This window comes from Ruegeria sp. CDSA079 (assembly GCF_059612245.1).
This window is the reverse complement of record NZ_JBXWQF010000008.1, coordinates 94,355-111,771: the sequence shown is the minus strand read 5'-3', so window position 1 is coordinate 111,771 and position 17,417 is coordinate 94,355. Positions and strand designations below refer to the sequence as shown.

The following is a 17,417-nucleotide window of genomic DNA, read 5'->3' as shown; positions in this document are numbered from 1 at the left end:
TCGCTGCCTGATACACTGAACGCAGCAAAACGGAGTAAGCACATGTTTTTTCGTCGCCCTATTGTCGCGGCATTGTTTTGCGGCAGTCTGCCCTCCATGGCGTTCGCGCAATCTGACACCGAACCGCCAGGCAATCTAATCGTTGAGTTGAACGCAATACAGGATGTCTCGGGATCGTGCAGGTTGACGTTCTTGGTCAAAAATGAAACCGAGCATTCGATAGATGGCGCAGTTTTTGAAACTGTCGTTTTTGATGCTGAGGGTGGTGTAATAAGCCTTTCTCTATTCGATTTCCGTGAATTACCGGCAAGCAGACCTCGTGTCCGCCAATTCGACCTGCCTAACAGAGCGTGTGACACAGTCGGGCAAGCGTTGATCAATGGCACGAACTCATGCGTGGTGGCCGGTTCTGAAAGCGAGATATGCGAAAAGGCCCTGACGCTCAGCAGCCGGGTAGACATGGAGCTTTTGGGATGAACCCGTTGAACGCACTTCGTGAAATTTTTACACTTGGTGGGCCGGTTGTCGCGATCTTGATCGCGATGTCCGTTCTGACACTGGCTGTCACTCTTTACAAACTCTGGCAGTTTGCCGCCTGCGGTGTCGGGCGGCACAAGGTTCTATCCCAGGCACTTGCGGCCTGGGACGCAGGCGACCGGGCTGCAGCGCGTGAACGGCTGGCTGACAGCAGCAGCTACCTTGCCCCCATTGTCCGCGCCGCGATGGATGCATCCGACCTGCCCGGGGCCGACGACCGGTTGGATGCCGAGGCCGGTCTGGTTCTTGCCGGGCTGGAACGCGGTTTCCGCCTGCTGGACACCGTGGCGCAACTTGCACCTCTGTTGGGTCTTTTCGGCACGGTTCTGGGCATGATCAGCGCCTTCCAAAGTCTGCAAACTGCGGGGTCATCGGTAGATCCGTCGGTTCTGGCGGGCGGGATCTGGGTCGCCCTGATAACCACCGCCGTAGGGTTGGCTGTTGCGATGCCGACTTCGATGGTTTTGTCCTGGCTGGAAAGCCGCACAGCGCGCGAGCGTGTCTTTGCGGACAAAGCTTTGCGCACGGTTCTGGTCCCGGGTCCCTCGATTAACAGCGCAACAGGGGCCACAGCGGTTTCCGTTGTACCGGAACATGCGTAACACCGCGCCATTTGTCCGGCGGCGCATGTCGATGACGCCCCTGATCGACGTGATCTTTCTGCTGTTGCTGTTTTTCATGTTGTCCTCGACCTTTTCGCGGTTCAGCGAGATTGAACTCAGCAGCGTGACCACAGGCAGAGAAAGCGAGGCCGAGCCAACCGAACGCTTTTTCGTCCAACTCGGAGCCACGCGCGTGGTTCTGAACGGTCAACCCATATCGCTTGAGGACATGGCGGATCAGGCCTTAACTGGTCAGGTTCTGGTCAACCTTGATCCTGACACGTCTGCACAACGCCTTGTGGACCTTCTTGTTCGATTGCGCGGGCGCGAAGGTTTGACAGTGCGGGTGTTGGAGTAAGACTATGATCCGTCACATCCGAACCAGCCGAAACCGCGACTCGACCATTCCACTGATCAATGTCGTTTTCCTGATACTGGTCTTTTTCCTGATCGCGGGCACAATAGCGCCACCACTGGACCCCGACTTGGATTTGGTGAACACCGCTGATCTTGAAGGCCGCGAACTACCGGATGCACTTGTCCTGCATCAGGACGGGGCATTGAGCTTTCGTGGCAGGCCGATAGATGCCGAAACCTTCATGGCAAATCATGACACTGGGCCTGTTCGGATCATTCCGGACAGGAACGCGTCCGCGCCGCGATTGATGGAGATCACCAGCAGTCTGCGACGGTTAGGGGCGGCTTCGGTATTTCTGGTGACCGAGCAGGCGCTCGAATGATCAGGCGGTCTTTTTTCGTCGCATTCCTTGCGATTTCGATTTCAGTTCTGGCTCATTTCCTCAGCCTAAGTATGACGGTACCAAGCTTGTCAAACCCGCGTCCAAGTGAAAGCCGCACGGACTCAGTCGAGTTGAGCAACAGCTTCGAAGAGTTTGCTGATACCGCGATTGAACCAGTTCAGCCGGAACCGGCTGAGGCCCCGCTCCCTCCTGAAGAACCACCGATCGAGCCACAAGAGGCCGAGATCCCCACAAGCGACGCCCGTGTTGCGTCACCCGACCCGCAACAGACATATGCGCCGGACACCGGCTCTTCGACGATCATTCAGGCGAGGGCACCCGACGAGGCAGTCACTGAACCTGTGGACCAGAGCGTGGACGACACGGGTGAAGATGCCGAAGGTCAAACCGCGGCGTCCGATCCCGTCACCGAAACGCCAGAGGCTCCGCCGAGCGAAGAGGTCGATCCGGTCGAACCTTCATCTGTCGAAGAACCGGTGTCCGAGGAACAGCTTGCCGCACTTCTGCCCGAGCTGTCTCCGGTCGCCCCGGAAGACATTCAAACTCAAGAACTCGTCACACCAGATGCGGCACCGGAATCTTCAGAAGAAGATGCGGTGCTGCCCGCACCTGAAACAGAGACCAGCGAGTCCGAGCAGGCCGTGGTCTCGTCGCTGCGGCCCCGCCCGCCGAACCGCGATCCACAAGCGGCACTTCCCAGAGCACTTGACCGGTTCAACAATTTTGACAACCTGCGCTTTCCAGAGCAGACGATCGAGTCGCCCCTCACCGCTTATCGAAGAGAAGGTGTGGACGTCTTCCGGCAAAACAGGGGCAGCACCCGTTCCGGGGGGCGCGGGCCGGGCAACTCGGATTCAACGAACTATGCTGGCCAGGTTCTGGTTCACTTGAACCGCGCGCCACTCGTCTATGTCGCGGCTCGCGGATACGCGCGCGTGTTCTTTGAGATCAGCCCCGACGGCAGTTTGGCATGGGTAGATGTCGTTGAAAGTTCCGGCTCGCCAGATTTAGAACGCGCCGCCAAAGAACAGGTCCGGACCGCTGCCCCCTTCCCCCGCCCTCCAGGCGGTGTCAGCCGAAAACTGTCCTTCTATTACCAGATCAGGTGATCCGACGGCTGTGTCAGAAGTGCTCGCTCACTCAAGAGCTAGATCTGGGCGTATCACGTCTGTGCGGGTGAAACAGCGCGTTGATAGAGATGCCATGTGGTGTGACCAAGGATCGGCAGCGTGAAGATCAGGCCCAGAAATGCCGGTATCAGCGACACCAACATGGTGAAGGAGATGATCGCCGCCCAACTGAGCATGACCACCGGGTTTTCTGTGACGACACGAACAGAGGTGAGCATGGCAGAAACGAAATTGGTTTCCCGATCAAGCAGCATGGGCATGGCAATAACAGTCACCGAGAACAGCGCAGCCGACAAAAATGCACCGACGCAGGTACCAACAGCAAGAAAGGTCCAGCCCTGAGGTGTAAAGAAAACAGTGTTGAGAAACCCCTCAAAATTCGAAAAGGACGCGTTCTGCAGGATGATCGCCAGCCAAAGTCGAATTTGGTAAACCCAAACCCAGAAAATGAACAGGGTGACAAAAGCCATCCAGCCCATTTCGCGCTTTCGCTGATCGGCCATGACGGTCAGGATTTCAGACCAACCGAAACTCTCTCCGGACTGTAACCGGCGACTCATCTCATAAAGCCCGGCGGCGGCAAATGGCGCAACCAGCGGAAAGCCCACTATGGCAGGGATAATCATCCAAATCTTTCCCAGCCACACCAGCGCCCAAACCAACAGAAATCCAAAGACCGCATAGAACAGCCCGAAAAAGCTGCTCATGATGGGGCGTGCCAGAAAGTCCGAAAAACCGGCTTTCAGCGATGCGGTGATATCCCCCGCAGTCAGCTTATTGACCTTGGGCATCGCCTGCTGAGGCGTCGTGTTGTCTGGTTGTGTTGACCTTTCGGGCTTGGACGTCATGACACACTCCTCCCAAAGCATGGCATCGGGCTGATCTGGTGGTGAACCAGAAGCCCTTTTCCGCAATAATTCTGCATCAGACACGCTTCATCGGCAAGGGAGGAGTATTGTGGCTCATTTAACTGTCCATTGCATCCTGGCCGCCGGAATACGTCACCGCGAAAAAACCGGGTAGCTCGCGAGGCTGACTGAGCCCCGTCATCGTTTGTGCTCGGCTGAAAATACTCTTCTTATGAAGGGTGACGCAGGATGATCCGGTTGGATTCTGAAGGAGCCATCCGATTGCACCCGCCCGCTTCAGGTCCACAACATACGACCGAATTTGTTGCAAAGCTTTGGGCCAGATCTTAGCGAGGAAATGGCCCCGCATCGGCAAACATTTGAGGGTCTGCCATTGACCTCATTCATAGCGGCGAGAAAGCCGTAGGATGTTATCCTCCCCGCCGCGTTTTTCTATCTTCACTCGGGTGTCTCTTGCCGTGATCACAAGGAGATCACGGCTGAGTTTGGGTTCAACCGCGTTTACTAAGCGACAACGTTGAACTCTGCCCCGTAAGGATAACCGGTAATGTTCTCGTTGCCATCCTCAGTGATCACCAGAATGTCGCGCTCGCGATAGCCCCCTGCCCCTGACTGGTCTGCGGCATGGTTTGGCGCACTGCCCGAGTAATCAAGGGGTCACTCTCAAACGCTATGGCCTGAGACGAAGAGCGCCCCAAGCGCACCCACCGCAGTACAATACCCAGCGACGACCCCTCGCGGCCCGGTCGCACTTCGACAGTGAGGTATCAAAAACCGTGTGAAGAAACTAATGGACTTTTCAGCTATGTCACTTGAGCGTTGCCATAAGGTTATGAAACTTTTCACCCTGAACTGCCACGTGATCGCGCAGCGCATTTGCCGTTTCCTCAGGGTTGCCACTGTCCAGCGCGCGCACGATGTTCTCATGCTCGGACATTGACTGATCCATACGGCCCCGAAACCTAAGCTGTTGTCGGCGGAAGGGTTTGAGCCGTCTGTGCAACTTTGACGCTTCTTGCTCTAGAAACGAGTTGCCGGATTGGTTGTATATGATTTTGTGGAAACGTTCGTTTTCGAGGTAATATGTGTCCGGATCAACTGCATCGACGGCCTCCTGACATCTCGCATTGGCGTCAGTTAGGTCTTTCATTGCTTCATCAGAAATACGCAACGCGGCAAGCCGACCGCAAGCGGCTTCGAGCTCGGCCATGACTTCGAACATCTCCATCAGTTCTACGGGACCAGGCTGTCTGACAAAGGCACCGCGACGCGGGATCAGGTCAACCAACCCCGACAAGGCAAGCCTCTGAAATGCTTCTCGAAGTGGTGTTCTGGATACTCCGAATTGCTCTGACAGTTTGACTTCATCCAGACGTTCTCCATCCGAAAAGGTGCCGTTGAAGATCAACTCTTCAAGGTCCTGAGCGATGGTATCGGCAAGTCTTTGGTCCATAGGATTATGTTTTACTCACGAATGGGTGAGAACTCAAGATTTCAAATCTTGTATACAAAAAAGTTGACTTAAAAAACATACTGCCCGTATGCTTCTGGTTATCCCCGGCAAGCCCGGGTTGAAAAAGGGAGGAAAAAAATGAAAGCCATGTTCAAAACAGCCGTCGCTGCTTTGGCGCTTGCATCCGTGGGCACGTTGGGTTCTGCGGAAGAACTGCGCCTGTCGCATCAGTGGTCGAACAAAGACATCCGACATCAGGTCGCCCAGATCGTTGCGGATGAGGTTGCCGCAGCAGATGTCGACCTGGAGATCAAGATTTTCGGTTCGAAATCACTGTTCAAACCGCGCGAGCAGTACAAGCCGCTCAGCCGTGGCCAGCTGGACATGACCGTTCTGCCGCTTAGCTATGCCGGTGGACAGCAGCCTGCTTATAACCTGACTCTGATGCCGGGTCTGGTGAAGAACCATGACCATGCGGCTCGTTTGGCCGCCTCTCCTTTCATGGAAGCGCTGGAAGAAAAGATGGCCGAGGACGATGTGATGGTTCTGGTCCACGGTTATCTGGCCGGTGGTTTTGCCGGTAAGGACAAATGCATTACCAATCCCAAAGACATAGCGGGCCTGCAAACCCGCGCGGCGGGCAAGTCGTTCGAACAGATGCTGGCTGGTGCTGACGCATCAATCGCGTCGATGGCATCGTCGGAAATCTACAACGCCATGCAGACCGGCGTTCTGCAAGCCGCCAACACGTCGTCGTCTTCCTTCGTCAGCTACCGCATCTACGAGCAGGTTGCCTGCTACACTCCTGCGGGCGAAGTGGCGTTGTGGTTCATGTACCAGCCGTTGCTGATGAACAAGTCCACCTTTGATGGCCTGAACGAAGAACAGCAGGCCGCCCTGCTGGCTGCCTCGGAAAAAGCAGAAGCCTTCTATCTGGAAGAAGCCAAGAAACAGGATGCCAACTCGGCCAAGGTCTTTGAAGAAGCCGGCGTCGAAATCGCGGAAATGAGCCCGGAAGATTTCGAAGCATGGCGCACACTGGCGCAAGAGACATCCTACAAAGCCTTTGTAGAAGAGGTTCCTGATGGTCAGGACCTGCTGAACAAGGCGCTGGCGGTCGAGTGACCCCCACTTCCGGGCGGCGTTGCCGTCGCCCGGAACCTGCTTTATCTCATCTGAACTTCTCTGATCTTCAGACTTAATTGCATCTCAATAACAGGAGGCGCAAATGGCTGGCCACAGCTCTGCCGTTGCTTCCCACACCGGGAACAATCCCTTCCTTCGCTTTGTCGCAGCACTGTCAACTCTGGCGGGTTGGTGTTCGGCAGGCATGATCGTCGCAGCCGTCGCCATCACCTGTCAGATGATCATCGTGCGCTTTGTCCTTAACGGCTCGACCATCTGGCAGACCGAAGCGGTTATCTATCTGGTCATCGCCGCCACACTGGTTGGTCTGCCTTATGTGCAGCGTCTGCGCGGGCATGTGAATGTCGACCTGATCCCAATCTCGCTGGCCCCGCGCGCACGGTTCTTTATGGCGATCCTGACCTCGGTCCTGTCCATCGCCATCATCTCGGTCATGCTGTTCTACGGCTATGAATACTGGCACTTCGCGTGGGAGCGTGGCTGGAAATCCGACACTGTCTGGGGTGTTCGCCTGTGGATTCCCTACCTGTCCATCCCCGTCGGCTTTGGACTGCTGCTGTTGCAACTGATTGCTGACCTCGTCGCCGTCCTGCTTGGCATCGATAAACCCTTCGGACTGGAGTAAAGTCGATGGACCCTCTTCTGCTCGGCGCTGTAGTCGCCATTGCCACCATTCTCGTTCTGTTCTCAGGCGTATCGGTCGCTATCGGCCTGCTGATCGTCTCGGCCGGGTTCCTGATCATCTTCGACGGCCCCCGGTCGTTGGAACTGATGCCGGAAATCCTGTTCGGTAAGCTCGACAACTTCGCCCTGCTCTCGATCCCGATGTTTATCATCATGGGATCCTCCATCGCCTCAACGCGGGCCGGAGCGGACTTGTATGAAGCACTTGAACGCTGGCTGACCCGTGTTCCGGGCGGTCTGGTTGTCTCGAACCTTGGTGCCTGCGCCCTGTTCGCCGCCATGTCCGGTTCGTCGCCCGCAACCTGTGCCGCCATCGGCAAGATGGGCATCCCCGAGATGCGCAAGCGCGGCTATCCCGACGGTGTTGCTGCCGGTTCGATCGCTGCAGGCGGTACGCTGGGCATCCTGATCCCGCCGTCGGTCACCATGATCGTCTACGGTATCGCCACCGAGACATCGATTGGTCGCCTGTTCCTGGCCGGTGTAATCCCGGGCCTGATGCTGGTCAGTCTGTTCATGGCCTGGTCGCTGTATTCCACATGGAAATCGGGTGACGCGACCCGACTGGGTTCCGGGAGCTATACATGGGCCGAGCGGTTCGAGATCCTGCCACGCGTGTTGCCCTTCCTCGGCATCATTCTGGGCGTGCTCTATGCCATGTATGGCGGTATCGCTACGCCGTCGGAAACCGCAGCCGTGGGCGCCCTGCTCTGCCTGCTGATCGCGATGATCATCTACAAGTTGTGGAACCCAAAGGACATCTGGGTTGTGCTGCGCGACAGCACCAAAGAAAGCGTGATGATCCTGTTTATCATCGCCGCCGCCGGTGTGTTCTCGTACATGCTCAGCTCGCTGTTCATCACGCAATCGATTGCCGAATGGATCGGTACGCTGGATGTGAACCGCTGGATTCTGATGGGTGCGGTCAACGTGTTCCTGCTGATCGCCGGCTTCTTTCTGCCCCCCGTTGCGGTGATCCTGATGGCAGCACCGATCCTGCTGCCGATCATCACTACCGCTGGCTTCGACCCGATCTGGTTCGCGGTTGTGCTGACCATCAATATGGAGATTGGCCTGATCTCACCCCCTGTCGGCCTGAACCTCTATGTGATCAACGGCATCGCGCCCGACATTTCGTTGAAAACAATCCTGACAGGCTCTCTCCCCTTTGTGGCTTGCATGGTGATTGCGATTGTCTTGCTGTGCCTGTTCCCCGGTCTGGCCACATGGCTGCCTGATATGGTGATGGGAGCGGCGATATGACCCTGCTGGCGGATCTTCTGTCCACCGTGTTCGAGCGGCGCTACCGCCGCGGCGCGGCGGGCGCGGCCCTGGATGGCCGCCCGCTGACTGAACTGGCCGACGCGCTGGTTGGGTCCGCCGGGGAAACCTCGGGGCTGGCTCTGGCCGAGGAAATACTGACCCGGTTCGACGCACTGGCGGATGACGAAAAGCTGGAGTTCTTCCGCTATCTCGCCACGGCTATGAATATCGACCCCGATGCGGTGCGGTCATCGCTGGACGCATACGAGCGTGCCCCCTCGAAAGCGACCTATCGCAGCTTTGCGGCTGCGGTAGAACCAGCCCGGCAGGAAATGATCCGGCGGCTGAACCGCGTACCCGGGGCCACTGGCGCGCTGGTGCAGATGCGCGCCGATCTGCTTCGGCTGGGCGGTAAAGAACCCGAGTTGCAAGCGCTGGATCTGGATTTCCGGCACCTGTTTGCCAGCTGGTTCAACCGAGGATTTCTGGTCCTGCGCCCAATCAACTGGGAAAGCCCAGCGCATATTCTGGAAAAGATCATCGCCTACGAGGCAGTGCATGCCATAGACAGCTGGGACGACCTGCGCCGCAGGTTGGAACCCGTAGACCGGCGGTGTTTCGCCTTCTTCCACCCCTCAATGCCCGACGAACCGCTTATCTTCGTCGAAGTCGCACTGAACAGCGGCATTCCGGGATCGGTTCAGGCCCTGCTCGCCGAAGACCGTGACCCGATGCCAGAGGATCAGGCCGACACAGCGGTGTTTTATTCCATTTCCAACTGTCAGGCGGGCCTTGCCAGCATCTCGTTCGGAAATTCGCTTATAAAACAGGTAGCTTCGGATCTGGCAGCCGAATTGTCGGGGCTGAAAACCTTCGTCACCCTTTCGCCCATTCCGGGTCTGACCAAATGGCTCTCAGAAGAGGGTTTCAAATGGGATGTCGAACAATCTGATCAGATGAAGGCGCTGGCGGCGCATTATCTGCTGCGCGCCAAAAGCAGGGGCAATATGCCGTTCGACCCGGTAGCCCGGTTTCATCTGGGCAATGGCGCGCTGGTCCACGCGGTTCATGCCGATGCCGATATCTCGGAAAAGGGGCGGGCGCAGTCCGGCGGCACCATGGTCAACTATCTGTATGACCTGTCCCGCGTTTCCCAAAACCACGAGCAATTCGCCAATACTCGCGAGGTGATCGCATCAGCCGAGGCAAAATCCCTCGCTGCGTCCGCCTCTCTCACCACGACACAAGAAAGGTAAACCTCATGGCTAACCCTCTCTATGATGGCTTGTTCGGCGTTCATGCCGGTAAAGATACACCTTTTTTTCACCTGCTAGACGGGACAACCATCACGCATCAGGGTTTCCTGAGCACCGCCGCGCAGATTGCGCATGTCGCCACCCAACTGGGCCTGAAACCCGGTGATCGTGTCGCCGCGCAGATCGAAAAGTCGCCCGAGGCGCTGGCGCTGTATGCTGCATGTGCGCAAGCTGGTCTGGTGTTCCTGCCACTCAACACCGCCTATACGGTAGATGAGCTGACCTATTTCATCGAAAACAGCGGTGCGTCTCTGATCGTTTGTGACAGCAAGAGCAAAGAAAAGCTCACACCGGTTGGCGCACAGCTAGGCGCTAAGGTGGAAACCCTGAACGCTGATGGCAGCGGCACATTGATGGATCAGGCTGCGACCATGTCTGCCAGCTTTGAAACCGTCGATCGCGATGGTGATGATCTGGCCGCCTTCCTCTATACCTCGGGCACAACGGGTCGCTCGAAGGGTGCGATGCTGACACAGAATAACCTGTTGTCGAATGCGCAAACGCTGGTCAACGAATGGCGTTTCACATCCGACGACGTGCTGCTGCATGCGCTGCCGATCTTTCACACTCACGGACTGTTTGTGGCGACCAACGTCACTTTGGCGGCGGGCGGCAGCATTGTATTCATGCCCAAATTCGATCTGGATGAAATCATAGGCCGGATGCCCAACGCCACGACCATGATGGGCGTACCAACATTCTACACACGCTTGCTGGATGATGACCGGTTCACCAGAGAACTGGCTGCGGATATGCGGCTGTTTGTTTCGGGCTCGGCCCCACTGCTGGCGGAAACCCATGTGCAGTTCGAAGACCGCACCGGCCACCGCATCCTCGAGCGTTATGGCATGACCGAAACCAACATGAACACCTCAAACCCGTATGAAGGCGAGCGCCGCGCCGGAACTGTCGGGTTCCCGCTTCCCGGCGTCGAGCTGAAGATCTGTGATTCTGATGGCAATGCCCTGCCCCAAGGGGAAATCGGCGAAATCGAGGTGCGCGGTCCTAACGTATTCAAAGGCTATTGGCAGATGCCTGAGAAGACCGCAGCCGAGCTGCGCGAGAACGGGTTCTTCATCACGGGTGACCTGGGTAGTATCGATGATGAAGGATATGTTCATATCGTCGGTCGCAACAAGGACCTGATCATCTCGGGCGGCTACAACATCTATCCGAAAGAAATCGAACTGGTGCTGGATGATCAGCCTGGTGTCTTGGAAAGTGCAGTTGTTGGTGTGCCGCATCCCGACTTTGGTGAAACCGTTCTGGGTGTGATCGTTGCCGAACCGGGCCAGATCCCCGATCTGGATGCCATGATGGGTGCCGTGCACGGCAGCCTGGCGCGGTTCAAGCACCCCCGCAAGCTGATCCTGCTGGAAGAACTGCCCCGTAACACAATGGGCAAAGTTCAAAAGAACATTCTGCGTGACCAATACAAAGATATGTTTGCAGTAGCGTGAAGTTTCGCTCCCCAAACTCGCGGCGGCTCTCCTCGATCCGCGGGTTTCCATTCAACGGGCTGAAGCCGCGTCGTCCGTGGCTTCAGCCCGTTGATTTTTTCTCTCAAGGAGTTTGAAAGATGTACCAGAACATTCTTATTCCGGTGTCGCTCGATGCTGATCGAGATGTGGCCCAATCCATCCGCGTTGGGCGTGCTCTCGCACAACCATCCGGCACTCTGACGCTGTTGCATGTGGTTGAGCACCTGCCCCAATACACCAGCGATCTGCTGCCCGAGAACCATTTTGAAATCGCCAAGGCCGCGATTACGGAAAAGCTTAAACCCTTGATCGGAGACGTAAACGACGCGCGTATCGACGTTGTCGAGGGGCATGCGGGGCGCGGTATTCTCGACTATGCCGACGCACATAATTTCGATTGCATCGTGATCGCAAGTCATCGCCCTGGCCTGCAAGATTACTTTCTGGGCTCGACGGCTGCACGTGTCGTACGGCACGCTAATTGCTCAGTTCATGTCGTCCGTTGACTCCTGAAACAGGGTTGAAGTTCGAAATGCGTGTTCTCACGTAAACTCAGCCATGATTTGGGGGGATCTGGTATTCGTGATGTAACCACCGCGAACTCGTCCACCAGCCGTTTGGCCAGCGCAGTACCTCGGGGCATTACGCGCGCGTTGAACCCGCCCATGATAAGAACGTTAGGCCGGGGCTGGGCAAACACAGATAAAAAACAGCGACTGACGGCAACAACACCCGACCAGGTGTGCATCACATTGAGAATTGACAGCATTGGCCGCAGCGCCCGGATCGCCTGACCTTGCTTTACGCACCTTCCAGCCAGAATTGCGTTGATCATTAATCGTTTTGGCCATGTCCTGCAGTGTTTCTCAGGACGAACCCTCTGCCACTTGAGTAACGAACAGTCTCTTCCATTCGGTGCACCGACAAGATTCCCCAAAGATCCGGATCACCGACTTGATCTGTCTCAGCCGGGGTCGATGGGCGGGTCACGTTGGCTGCCAGCAGTTAAATGCGTCATGCGGTTTGGAAAAAGACCAATTTCGATGCGTAACCCATTAGTTGCGGTATCGACATTATCCGTCCGAATGGTTTCAGACAGGGACGCAAAGCTCTGACGGGAAGGCAGTCTATGGGTCCAGCCACAACCAATTCGTTGACGGCCAGTGTTGAGACTTTGCATGACCGGATTACTTGACGGGCCTATCCCGAGGCCGCGACCGCCCTGTTTATCAGTTTCCTGGCCGAATTCGGCATCACCGTCGACACTTGCAAATTCCTTGGCAACCCTTCGGGCCGGCAGTTCCAGCCCTCCCTTATGGACATGAAGTTCGTCGCCTCTTCGATGTCCAAAGGTCTGCGCGTGGCCGGAACCGCAGAATTTTCCGGGTTGGACACCTCTATCAATCACAAGCGGCTGGACGGCCTGGTCAAACTGACCCGCGCGCTGTTGCCTGATTTCAACGACAAACAAACGTCCACTTGGTCAGGTCAACGGCCAAGCCTGCCCGACAGTTTGGCCTGCATCGGCGAAATCAAGGGGCTACCCGGCCTCATAGCCGCCTTCGGCGACAGCCACTACGGGTTGATGGTGGCACCGAAAACCGGCCAGTTCGTGGCGAATGTCATCACGGGCGCGCGAAACAACACTGATCTGTCACCCTTCAGCGCGACGCGCTTCGAATAGACACATAGATGACCCTTCAACCGGGTGGCCAGAACCTCCGTATCGTTTCTCAAAATATTGCAACGTATCCGGTCTCAAAAACCAAGGCTGTTGATAAAGATCACATCCGCTTCTGCAATTGCGCGTGTGTCGGACATCGAGGGTTGATCGAAGTATGCAAGTTCTGTCGCCAACTTCGTTCCCACCTGTCAGGTCGAGCTTAGTTTTGGTAGCGCATGCTCGAATTTCACAGGAGCTGACAGTGACGATCTCATTCAAGGGTGCGTATTTTCCGAAAGAGGTGATTTGTAGGTTCTGTTGCTGAAGTGTCGAATTTTTGCTGTGTGCGCTCACAGCACGAAATCCGCCGGATTGCTTCAACGCCTATTGCGGCAATGCAGACTCGAGATCGGTCATTCATACCGTGCGCAACAAGATCGAGTAAAAAATTCTCGCGTGGCGGACCACGCGGAAAAGCAAGGCACTCAGTTAACTGTCGGTATTCTTTCAAAGGTAGAAGGGCAATCACGCAAATATCTGTTCAATCCAGACCTCGAACATCTTCTTGGCAGCGTCGTTGGATTGGGATTTCTGCCCCCCGACAAGATAGTGGCTCTGCTCTATCGGAGCGGCATCTCCGACAATTGCGATGGTTCTTCCTGTTGCGATGGCCATCTTGGCAAATCTCTCAAGAACCAGTGCGCAGCCACCCCCAGCGGCTGCAATATCGACTGCTGCAATCGTCGTATCCACAGCCACGGATGGGGATGCGGTTGTGTACTGTTCATCAAACGCCGAGAGATACTCGGGCCACATGTCCTGAAACCCCAATATTTGAATCTGGGGCATATTCAGTAGCTCGCTGGCCGGGATTTTATCTGCCCCCTGAGCGATGGCCGCGATGGGGACAATACGCTCATCCGAAATCTTCCGGAACGGCGCATCACTCCACCCCCCCTTCCCCAATCGCAACTCTACATCGACGTTTTCGCGCCCGGCGGATTCTGCCCAGATGTTCGAAACAAGTCTGATGGGGAATTCCGGATAACGACGAGAGAATTCAGGCAACCTGTGAGCAAGAAACAAGGTTGCCGTGGATATCGGCACCCGCACGATCAGCTCTTGCGACTGACTGGTCCCAAACAGGCTTGCCGTTGACAGGTCGATGTCACCCAAAGCCCGCCGAACAGAGAAGGCATACGCCTGCCCGACCTCCGTCAGGCTGAGATTGCGCGCTGCGCGAAAAAACAAAGGGCAGCCCAACTGGGCCTCCAACGAGCGGACATGCAGGCTCAGCGCGGTCTGAGTTATACCAAGTTCAACGGCGGCGGTGGTAAAGCTCATGTGCCGTGCTGCGCATTCAAAGGATCGAAGCCATATCAGGTTGGGCGATTTTGACACTTTTAGCACCAAATATTTTTGCCTATCTTCGCCCGTTTTATTCGTTTTGAACAAGGCTTCAACTGGTATTTAACATTCCGGAATGTCAGTGGCGCAAATTGGCGGATCGTACTGAAGAAAGGAACGCGCACGTGAAAGTTGGATTCATTGGTCTTGGAAATGTGGGTGGCAAGCTGTCGGGCTCGTTGCTGCGCAACGGCATCGACCTGACAGTGCATGATCTCAATGAGGAATTTGTTGATGACTTCGTGTCGCGCGGCGCAAAGCGCGGTGAAAACCCCGCGCAACTGATGCGCGATTGTGATGCGGTTATCACCTGTCTGCCATCGCCTGCAGCCTCGGATACGGTCATGCAGGAAATGTTGCCTGAAGTGAAAGAGGGCAAGATCTGGATGGAGATGTCCACCACGGATGAAGCTGAGGTCAAACGCCTGGGTGCCATGGTGATGGAACGCGGTGGGGCGGCCGTCGATTGCCCAGTCTCAGGGGGGTGCCATCGCGCGGATACAGGCAACATTTCGATCTTTGCCGGATGTGATCGCGCCACGTTCGAACGTATTCTGCCCTTCCTGACCACAATGGGGCGCCGCATCCTGCATACGGGCGAGTTGGGCTCTGCGTCGGTTCTGAAAGTCGTGACCAATTATCTGGCGACCGCCAACCTCGTCACCTGCTGCGAGGCGCTGGTGACCGCCAAGGCGGCAGGAATGGACCTGAATACCACATATGAGGCGATGAAAATCTCTTCGGGCACGTCTTTTGTGCACGAAACCGAAAGCCAGGTGATCCTGAACGGGTCGCGCGATATCTCGTTCACTATGGATCTGGTGAAAAAGGACGCAGGCCTGTTTCAGCAGGTGGCTGATCGCCACAATGTGCCGCTGGAAATCTCACCGATGCTGGTGCAGATCTTCGAGGACGGTATCGAACGCTTTGGCGAACGTTGCTATTCGCCCAACATCATCAAACGTCTGGAAGAGGCGACCGGCCTGGATATTCGCGCGCCCGGTTTCCCGCCGGAAATGTTGGACGATGAGCCGGAAGAGCCGGGTTACGAGGTGATCCCGCAGGGCACGCAGCTCAAGGCGGCTGAATAAGTCAGGACGGTGGCTGTCATGAAACGGATCTATACCTTTGGCGGGTTTCCCGCGACGCGCAACCTGACGGTTGCGGATATCAAAGCGGGCAAGGGCAAGCGCAAGTTTGTCCAGACCACCGCCGCGAACCGGATCGAGGCAGCCGCTGCCGAAGCCGCCGGGATCGACCATCTGTCGATTGTCGATCATGATCTGGCCGAGGTGCGCGCCGGCGCGCCCGACACCTTTACTACCGCCGCCCTGATGGCCAGCGACTATGAGACCCATCAGGACATCCTGCGCGCCGGTATTCGCGCCGCTGCTGCGGGGGCGGATGCGGTTTACACCCTGCGCAGTTTCAAGGCGGTTCAATTGCTGGCCGATGAAGGGCTGGCCGTGCAGGGCCATCTGGGTCTGGTGCCGCGCCTGTCCACACAGATTGGCGGGCTACGCGCCTATGGCCGCACAGCGGATGAGGCGATGCAACTGGCCGACGATCTGCGTCGCCTGGAGGATGCCGGTGCCTATGCCGTCGAACTGGAATGCGTCGCGGACCAGGCGATTGCCGAGATCAGCCCACGCACCGGGTTGATCACTCATTCCATCGGATCGGGCGGGGCTGCGGATGTCATCTTCCTGTTTCAGGATGATGCCTGTGGAGACACCGAACACCCGCCACGTCATGCTAAGGCATTCGCTGACATGGCCAGTGTCCGCGCTCAGTTGGAGGCCGAACGTATGAAAGGCTTAAATGCCTATCGCACGGCCGTGCTGAATGGCAGTTATCCCGATGCAGCCACCAGTATTGCCATGAAACCCGGCGAGCATGACAAGCTGCGCGAGGCGCTGGATAAGCGCCGCCCGTTCCACGAGTAGTGCCGATGAATTGCAAGGCATCACGCAAAAACCCCTATGAGCCGCCCCCGCGCCTTTCCTGAAACCACTACGTTTTCAGGAAAGGACAGGACATGACCACAGCCGACACCAACCCAAACGCGGAAACGCAACCCAAAACTGAACCCGGCCCGATGAGCCGGGAATGGCATTGGCACCCCGAACTGCCGGTGAAATTCGCACCTTATTGGAACTGGCCGCCAAACTTAAGTGCGCTGACAAAATGGACCTGGCAGAACTGGCTGCAATTTTCGGATCGCTCGATCTTTCTGGTACTGGCGTTTCTGGTGGGCTTCTGGCTGCAGCCGGTTGGCCCGGATCAGACCGGATTTGCTTTTGGCTGGATGGCGCATGTCTTTGTGCGCAACTGGGTGTTGTTGCTGATCGTCGCGGGTGGCCTGCATTTCTGGTTCTACGGAATTGACGGGCAGGGCAAGCTGCTAAAGTACGACCCGCGCCCATATATGAAGCGCAAGAACGCCTTGTACAAATTCGGCTATCAGACCTGGGACAACATGTTTTACTCCATGGTCTTCGGCGCGACCTTCCTGTCTGGCTTTGAGTGCTTTTTGCGCTGGATGTACGCCAACAACTATATCGGCACGCTCAGCTTTGCCGCGCATCCGATCTGGTTCGTCCTGCTGTTCCCGATCCTTGCCATCTGGCAAAGCTTACATTTCTACGTGGTGCACCTGTTCCTGCACCAGCCGTTCATCTACCGCCATGTGCACGCCGTTCATCATCGCAACGTGAACACTGGCCCATGGTCCGGTATGTCGATGCACCCGGTTGAATCGTTTGGTTTCCTCAGTGCGATCCTGATCGTTCTGATCCTGCCCAGCCACCCGGTTCACATGCTGTTTCTGGGCTATTGGCTGATGCTCGGCGCAGCCTCGTCACATTCAGGGTATGAGGCGATTTGGGCGCGTGACCGTCAGGCGTTGCTGCTGGGTGCCTTTTTCCACCAGCTGCATCACCGCTATTACGAATGCAACTATGGCAACGCGGAAATGCCCTGGGACAAGTGGTTCGGCACCTATCATGACGGGTCCGAAAACGCCACGAAACGCACCCGGAACCGCAAGCGTGAAATGCACGCCAAGGGGCAGGTGCATACGTCAAGCTGACACAAACAGTGCCT

At 56.6% G+C, this 17,417-nt stretch carries 18 protein-coding genes; 15 read left to right on the top strand and 3 right to left on the bottom strand.

What is annotated here, in order from left to right; translation table 11 throughout:
* Window positions 1–192: 192 nt before the first annotated feature.
* From AC2FJZ_RS10770 to AC2FJZ_RS10750, 5 genes are read left to right on the top strand one after another with little or no spacing between them, the layout of a single operon-like run.
* Complete coding sequence (locus AC2FJZ_RS10770) at window positions 193–477, top strand: hypothetical protein (RefSeq protein ID WP_496777520.1); 285 nt, start codon at window positions 193–195, stop codon at window positions 475–477.
* Window positions 474–1,139, top strand: coding sequence for a MotA/TolQ/ExbB proton channel family protein (locus AC2FJZ_RS10765; protein ID WP_496777518.1), 666 nt, complete (start codon window positions 474–476; stop codon window positions 1,137–1,139). Before AC2FJZ_RS10770 ends, AC2FJZ_RS10765 begins: the two co-directional genes overlap by 4 nt.
* A gap of 31 nt (window positions 1,140–1,170) precedes the next feature.
* Entirely contained in the window at window positions 1,171–1,497 is a 327-nt protein-coding gene (locus AC2FJZ_RS10760) for an ExbD/TolR family protein (protein ID WP_050604494.1), read from the top strand.
* Window positions 1,498–1,501: 4 nt separating this feature from the next.
* Complete coding sequence (locus AC2FJZ_RS10755) at window positions 1,502–1,879, top strand: ExbD/TolR family protein (protein ID WP_496777516.1); 378 nt, start codon at window positions 1,502–1,504, stop codon at window positions 1,877–1,879.
* Window positions 1,876–3,009, top strand: coding sequence for an energy transducer TonB family protein (locus AC2FJZ_RS10750; RefSeq protein WP_496777514.1), 1,134 nt, complete (start codon window positions 1,876–1,878; stop codon window positions 3,007–3,009). Before AC2FJZ_RS10755 ends, AC2FJZ_RS10750 begins: the two co-directional genes overlap by 4 nt.
* 53 nt (window positions 3,010–3,062) lie before the next feature.
* On the opposite strand, the gene AC2FJZ_RS10745 is transcribed toward AC2FJZ_RS10750, so the two are convergent.
* Together AC2FJZ_RS10745 and AC2FJZ_RS10740 are read right to left on the bottom strand one after the other, a co-directional pair.
* A complete protein-coding gene (locus AC2FJZ_RS10745; protein WP_496777513.1) occupies window positions 3,063–3,878 on the bottom strand; it encodes a DUF2189 domain-containing protein in 816 nt (271 codons plus the stop codon).
* An 829-nt stretch (window positions 3,879–4,707) separates the two neighbouring features.
* Window positions 4,708–5,352 (bottom strand): GntR family transcriptional regulator, encoded by a 645-nt coding sequence (locus AC2FJZ_RS10740; RefSeq protein WP_496777512.1) that lies wholly within the window; start codon window positions 5,350–5,352, stop codon window positions 4,708–4,710.
* 138 nt (window positions 5,353–5,490) lie between these two features.
* On the opposite strand from AC2FJZ_RS10740, the gene dctP reads away from it, so the two are divergent.
* The 7 genes from dctP to AC2FJZ_RS10705 all read left to right on the top strand — a co-directional run bounded on the left by dctP (window position 5,491) and on the right by AC2FJZ_RS10705 (window position 12,926).
* A complete protein-coding gene (gene dctP / locus AC2FJZ_RS10735; RefSeq protein WP_496777510.1) occupies window positions 5,491–6,477 on the top strand; it encodes a TRAP transporter substrate-binding protein DctP in 987 nt (328 codons plus the stop codon).
* Between the two features lie 103 nt (window positions 6,478–6,580).
* Complete coding sequence (locus tag AC2FJZ_RS10730; protein ID WP_050604351.1) at window positions 6,581–7,123, top strand: TRAP transporter small permease; 543 nt, start codon at window positions 6,581–6,583, stop codon at window positions 7,121–7,123.
* A 5-nt stretch (window positions 7,124–7,128) separates the two neighbouring features.
* Window positions 7,129–8,445 carry a TRAP transporter large permease gene (locus tag AC2FJZ_RS10725; RefSeq protein WP_050604352.1) on the top strand — a complete coding sequence of 439 codons (1,317 nt, stop codon included), beginning with the start codon at window positions 7,129–7,131 and terminating at the stop codon, window positions 8,443–8,445.
* The gene (locus tag AC2FJZ_RS10720) at window positions 8,442–9,701 is read left to right on the top strand and encodes a malonyl-CoA decarboxylase (protein ID WP_496777508.1); all 1,260 of its coding nucleotides are present in this window, start codon (window positions 8,442–8,444) and stop codon (window positions 9,699–9,701) included. The genes AC2FJZ_RS10725 and AC2FJZ_RS10720 overlap by 4 nt, the downstream gene beginning before the upstream one ends.
* Before the next feature lie 5 nt (window positions 9,702–9,706).
* Window positions 9,707–11,221 carry a malonate--CoA ligase gene (locus AC2FJZ_RS10715; protein ID WP_496777507.1) on the top strand — a complete coding sequence of 505 codons (1,515 nt, stop codon included), beginning with the start codon at window positions 9,707–9,709 and terminating at the stop codon, window positions 11,219–11,221.
* A gap of 119 nt (window positions 11,222–11,340) precedes the next feature.
* On the top strand, window positions 11,341–11,748 hold the full coding sequence (locus tag AC2FJZ_RS10710; RefSeq protein ID WP_496777505.1) for a universal stress protein: 408 nt from the start codon (window positions 11,341–11,343) through the stop codon (window positions 11,746–11,748).
* Window positions 11,749–12,557: 809 nt separating this feature from the next.
* Window positions 12,558–12,926, top strand: coding sequence for an NAD(P)/FAD-dependent oxidoreductase (locus AC2FJZ_RS10705; protein ID WP_496777504.1), 369 nt, complete (start codon window positions 12,558–12,560; stop codon window positions 12,924–12,926).
* Between the two features lie 504 nt (window positions 12,927–13,430).
* Here the strand turns inward: AC2FJZ_RS10705 and AC2FJZ_RS10700 are convergent.
* Window positions 13,431–14,306: a LysR family transcriptional regulator gene (locus AC2FJZ_RS10700; RefSeq protein ID WP_496777502.1), complete on the bottom strand. Its 876-nt coding sequence runs from the start codon at window positions 14,304–14,306 to the stop codon at window positions 13,431–13,433.
* A 98-nt stretch (window positions 14,307–14,404) separates the two neighbouring features.
* On the opposite strand from AC2FJZ_RS10700, the gene AC2FJZ_RS10695 reads away from it, so the two are divergent.
* From AC2FJZ_RS10695 to AC2FJZ_RS10685, 3 genes are all read left to right on the top strand, one after another.
* Entirely contained in the window at window positions 14,405–15,403 is a 999-nt protein-coding gene (locus AC2FJZ_RS10695; protein WP_496777500.1) for an NAD(P)-dependent oxidoreductase, read from the top strand.
* Window positions 15,404–15,421: 18 nt separating this feature from the next.
* A complete protein-coding gene (locus AC2FJZ_RS10690) occupies window positions 15,422–16,258 on the top strand; it encodes a 3-methyl-2-oxobutanoate hydroxymethyltransferase (protein ID WP_496777498.1) in 837 nt (278 codons plus the stop codon).
* A gap of 92 nt (window positions 16,259–16,350) precedes the next feature.
* A complete protein-coding gene (locus tag AC2FJZ_RS10685; RefSeq protein ID WP_496777496.1) occupies window positions 16,351–17,403 on the top strand; it encodes a sterol desaturase family protein in 1,053 nt (350 codons plus the stop codon).
* The last annotated feature ends 14 nt before the right edge of the window (window positions 17,404–17,417 follow it).

Bases quoted from the DNA above. Each gene is read 5' to 3' on its own strand.
- AC2FJZ_RS10765 (WP_496777518.1), top strand. From the start codon at position 474: ATGAACCCGTTGAACGCACTTCGTGAAATTTTTACACTTGGTGGGCCG.
- AC2FJZ_RS10760 (WP_050604494.1), top strand. From the start codon at position 1,171: ATGACGCCCCTGATCGACGTGATCTTTCTGCTGTTGCTGTTTTTCATG.
- AC2FJZ_RS10755 (WP_496777516.1), top strand. From the start codon at position 1,502: ATGATCCGTCACATCCGAACCAGCCGAAACCGCGACTCGACCATTCCA.
- AC2FJZ_RS10750 (WP_496777514.1), top strand. From the start codon at position 1,876: ATGATCAGGCGGTCTTTTTTCGTCGCATTCCTTGCGATTTCGATTTCA.
- AC2FJZ_RS10745 (WP_496777513.1), bottom strand. From the start codon at position 3,878: ATGACGTCCAAGCCCGAAAGGTCAACACAACCAGACAACACGACGCCT.
- AC2FJZ_RS10740 (WP_496777512.1), bottom strand. From the start codon at position 5,352: ATGGACCAAAGACTTGCCGATACCATCGCTCAGGACCTTGAAGAGTTG.
- dctP (WP_496777510.1), top strand. From the start codon at position 5,491: ATGAAAGCCATGTTCAAAACAGCCGTCGCTGCTTTGGCGCTTGCATCC.
- AC2FJZ_RS10730 (WP_050604351.1), top strand. From the start codon at position 6,581: ATGGCTGGCCACAGCTCTGCCGTTGCTTCCCACACCGGGAACAATCCC.
- AC2FJZ_RS10725 (WP_050604352.1), top strand. From the start codon at position 7,129: ATGGACCCTCTTCTGCTCGGCGCTGTAGTCGCCATTGCCACCATTCTC.
- AC2FJZ_RS10720 (WP_496777508.1), top strand. From the start codon at position 8,442: ATGACCCTGCTGGCGGATCTTCTGTCCACCGTGTTCGAGCGGCGCTAC.
- AC2FJZ_RS10715 (WP_496777507.1), top strand. From the start codon at position 9,707: ATGGCTAACCCTCTCTATGATGGCTTGTTCGGCGTTCATGCCGGTAAA.
- AC2FJZ_RS10710 (WP_496777505.1), top strand. From the start codon at position 11,341: ATGTACCAGAACATTCTTATTCCGGTGTCGCTCGATGCTGATCGAGAT.
- AC2FJZ_RS10705 (WP_496777504.1), top strand. From the start codon at position 12,558: ATGGACATGAAGTTCGTCGCCTCTTCGATGTCCAAAGGTCTGCGCGTG.
- AC2FJZ_RS10690 (WP_496777498.1), top strand. From the start codon at position 15,422: ATGAAACGGATCTATACCTTTGGCGGGTTTCCCGCGACGCGCAACCTG.
- AC2FJZ_RS10685 (WP_496777496.1), top strand. From the start codon at position 16,351: ATGACCACAGCCGACACCAACCCAAACGCGGAAACGCAACCCAAAACT.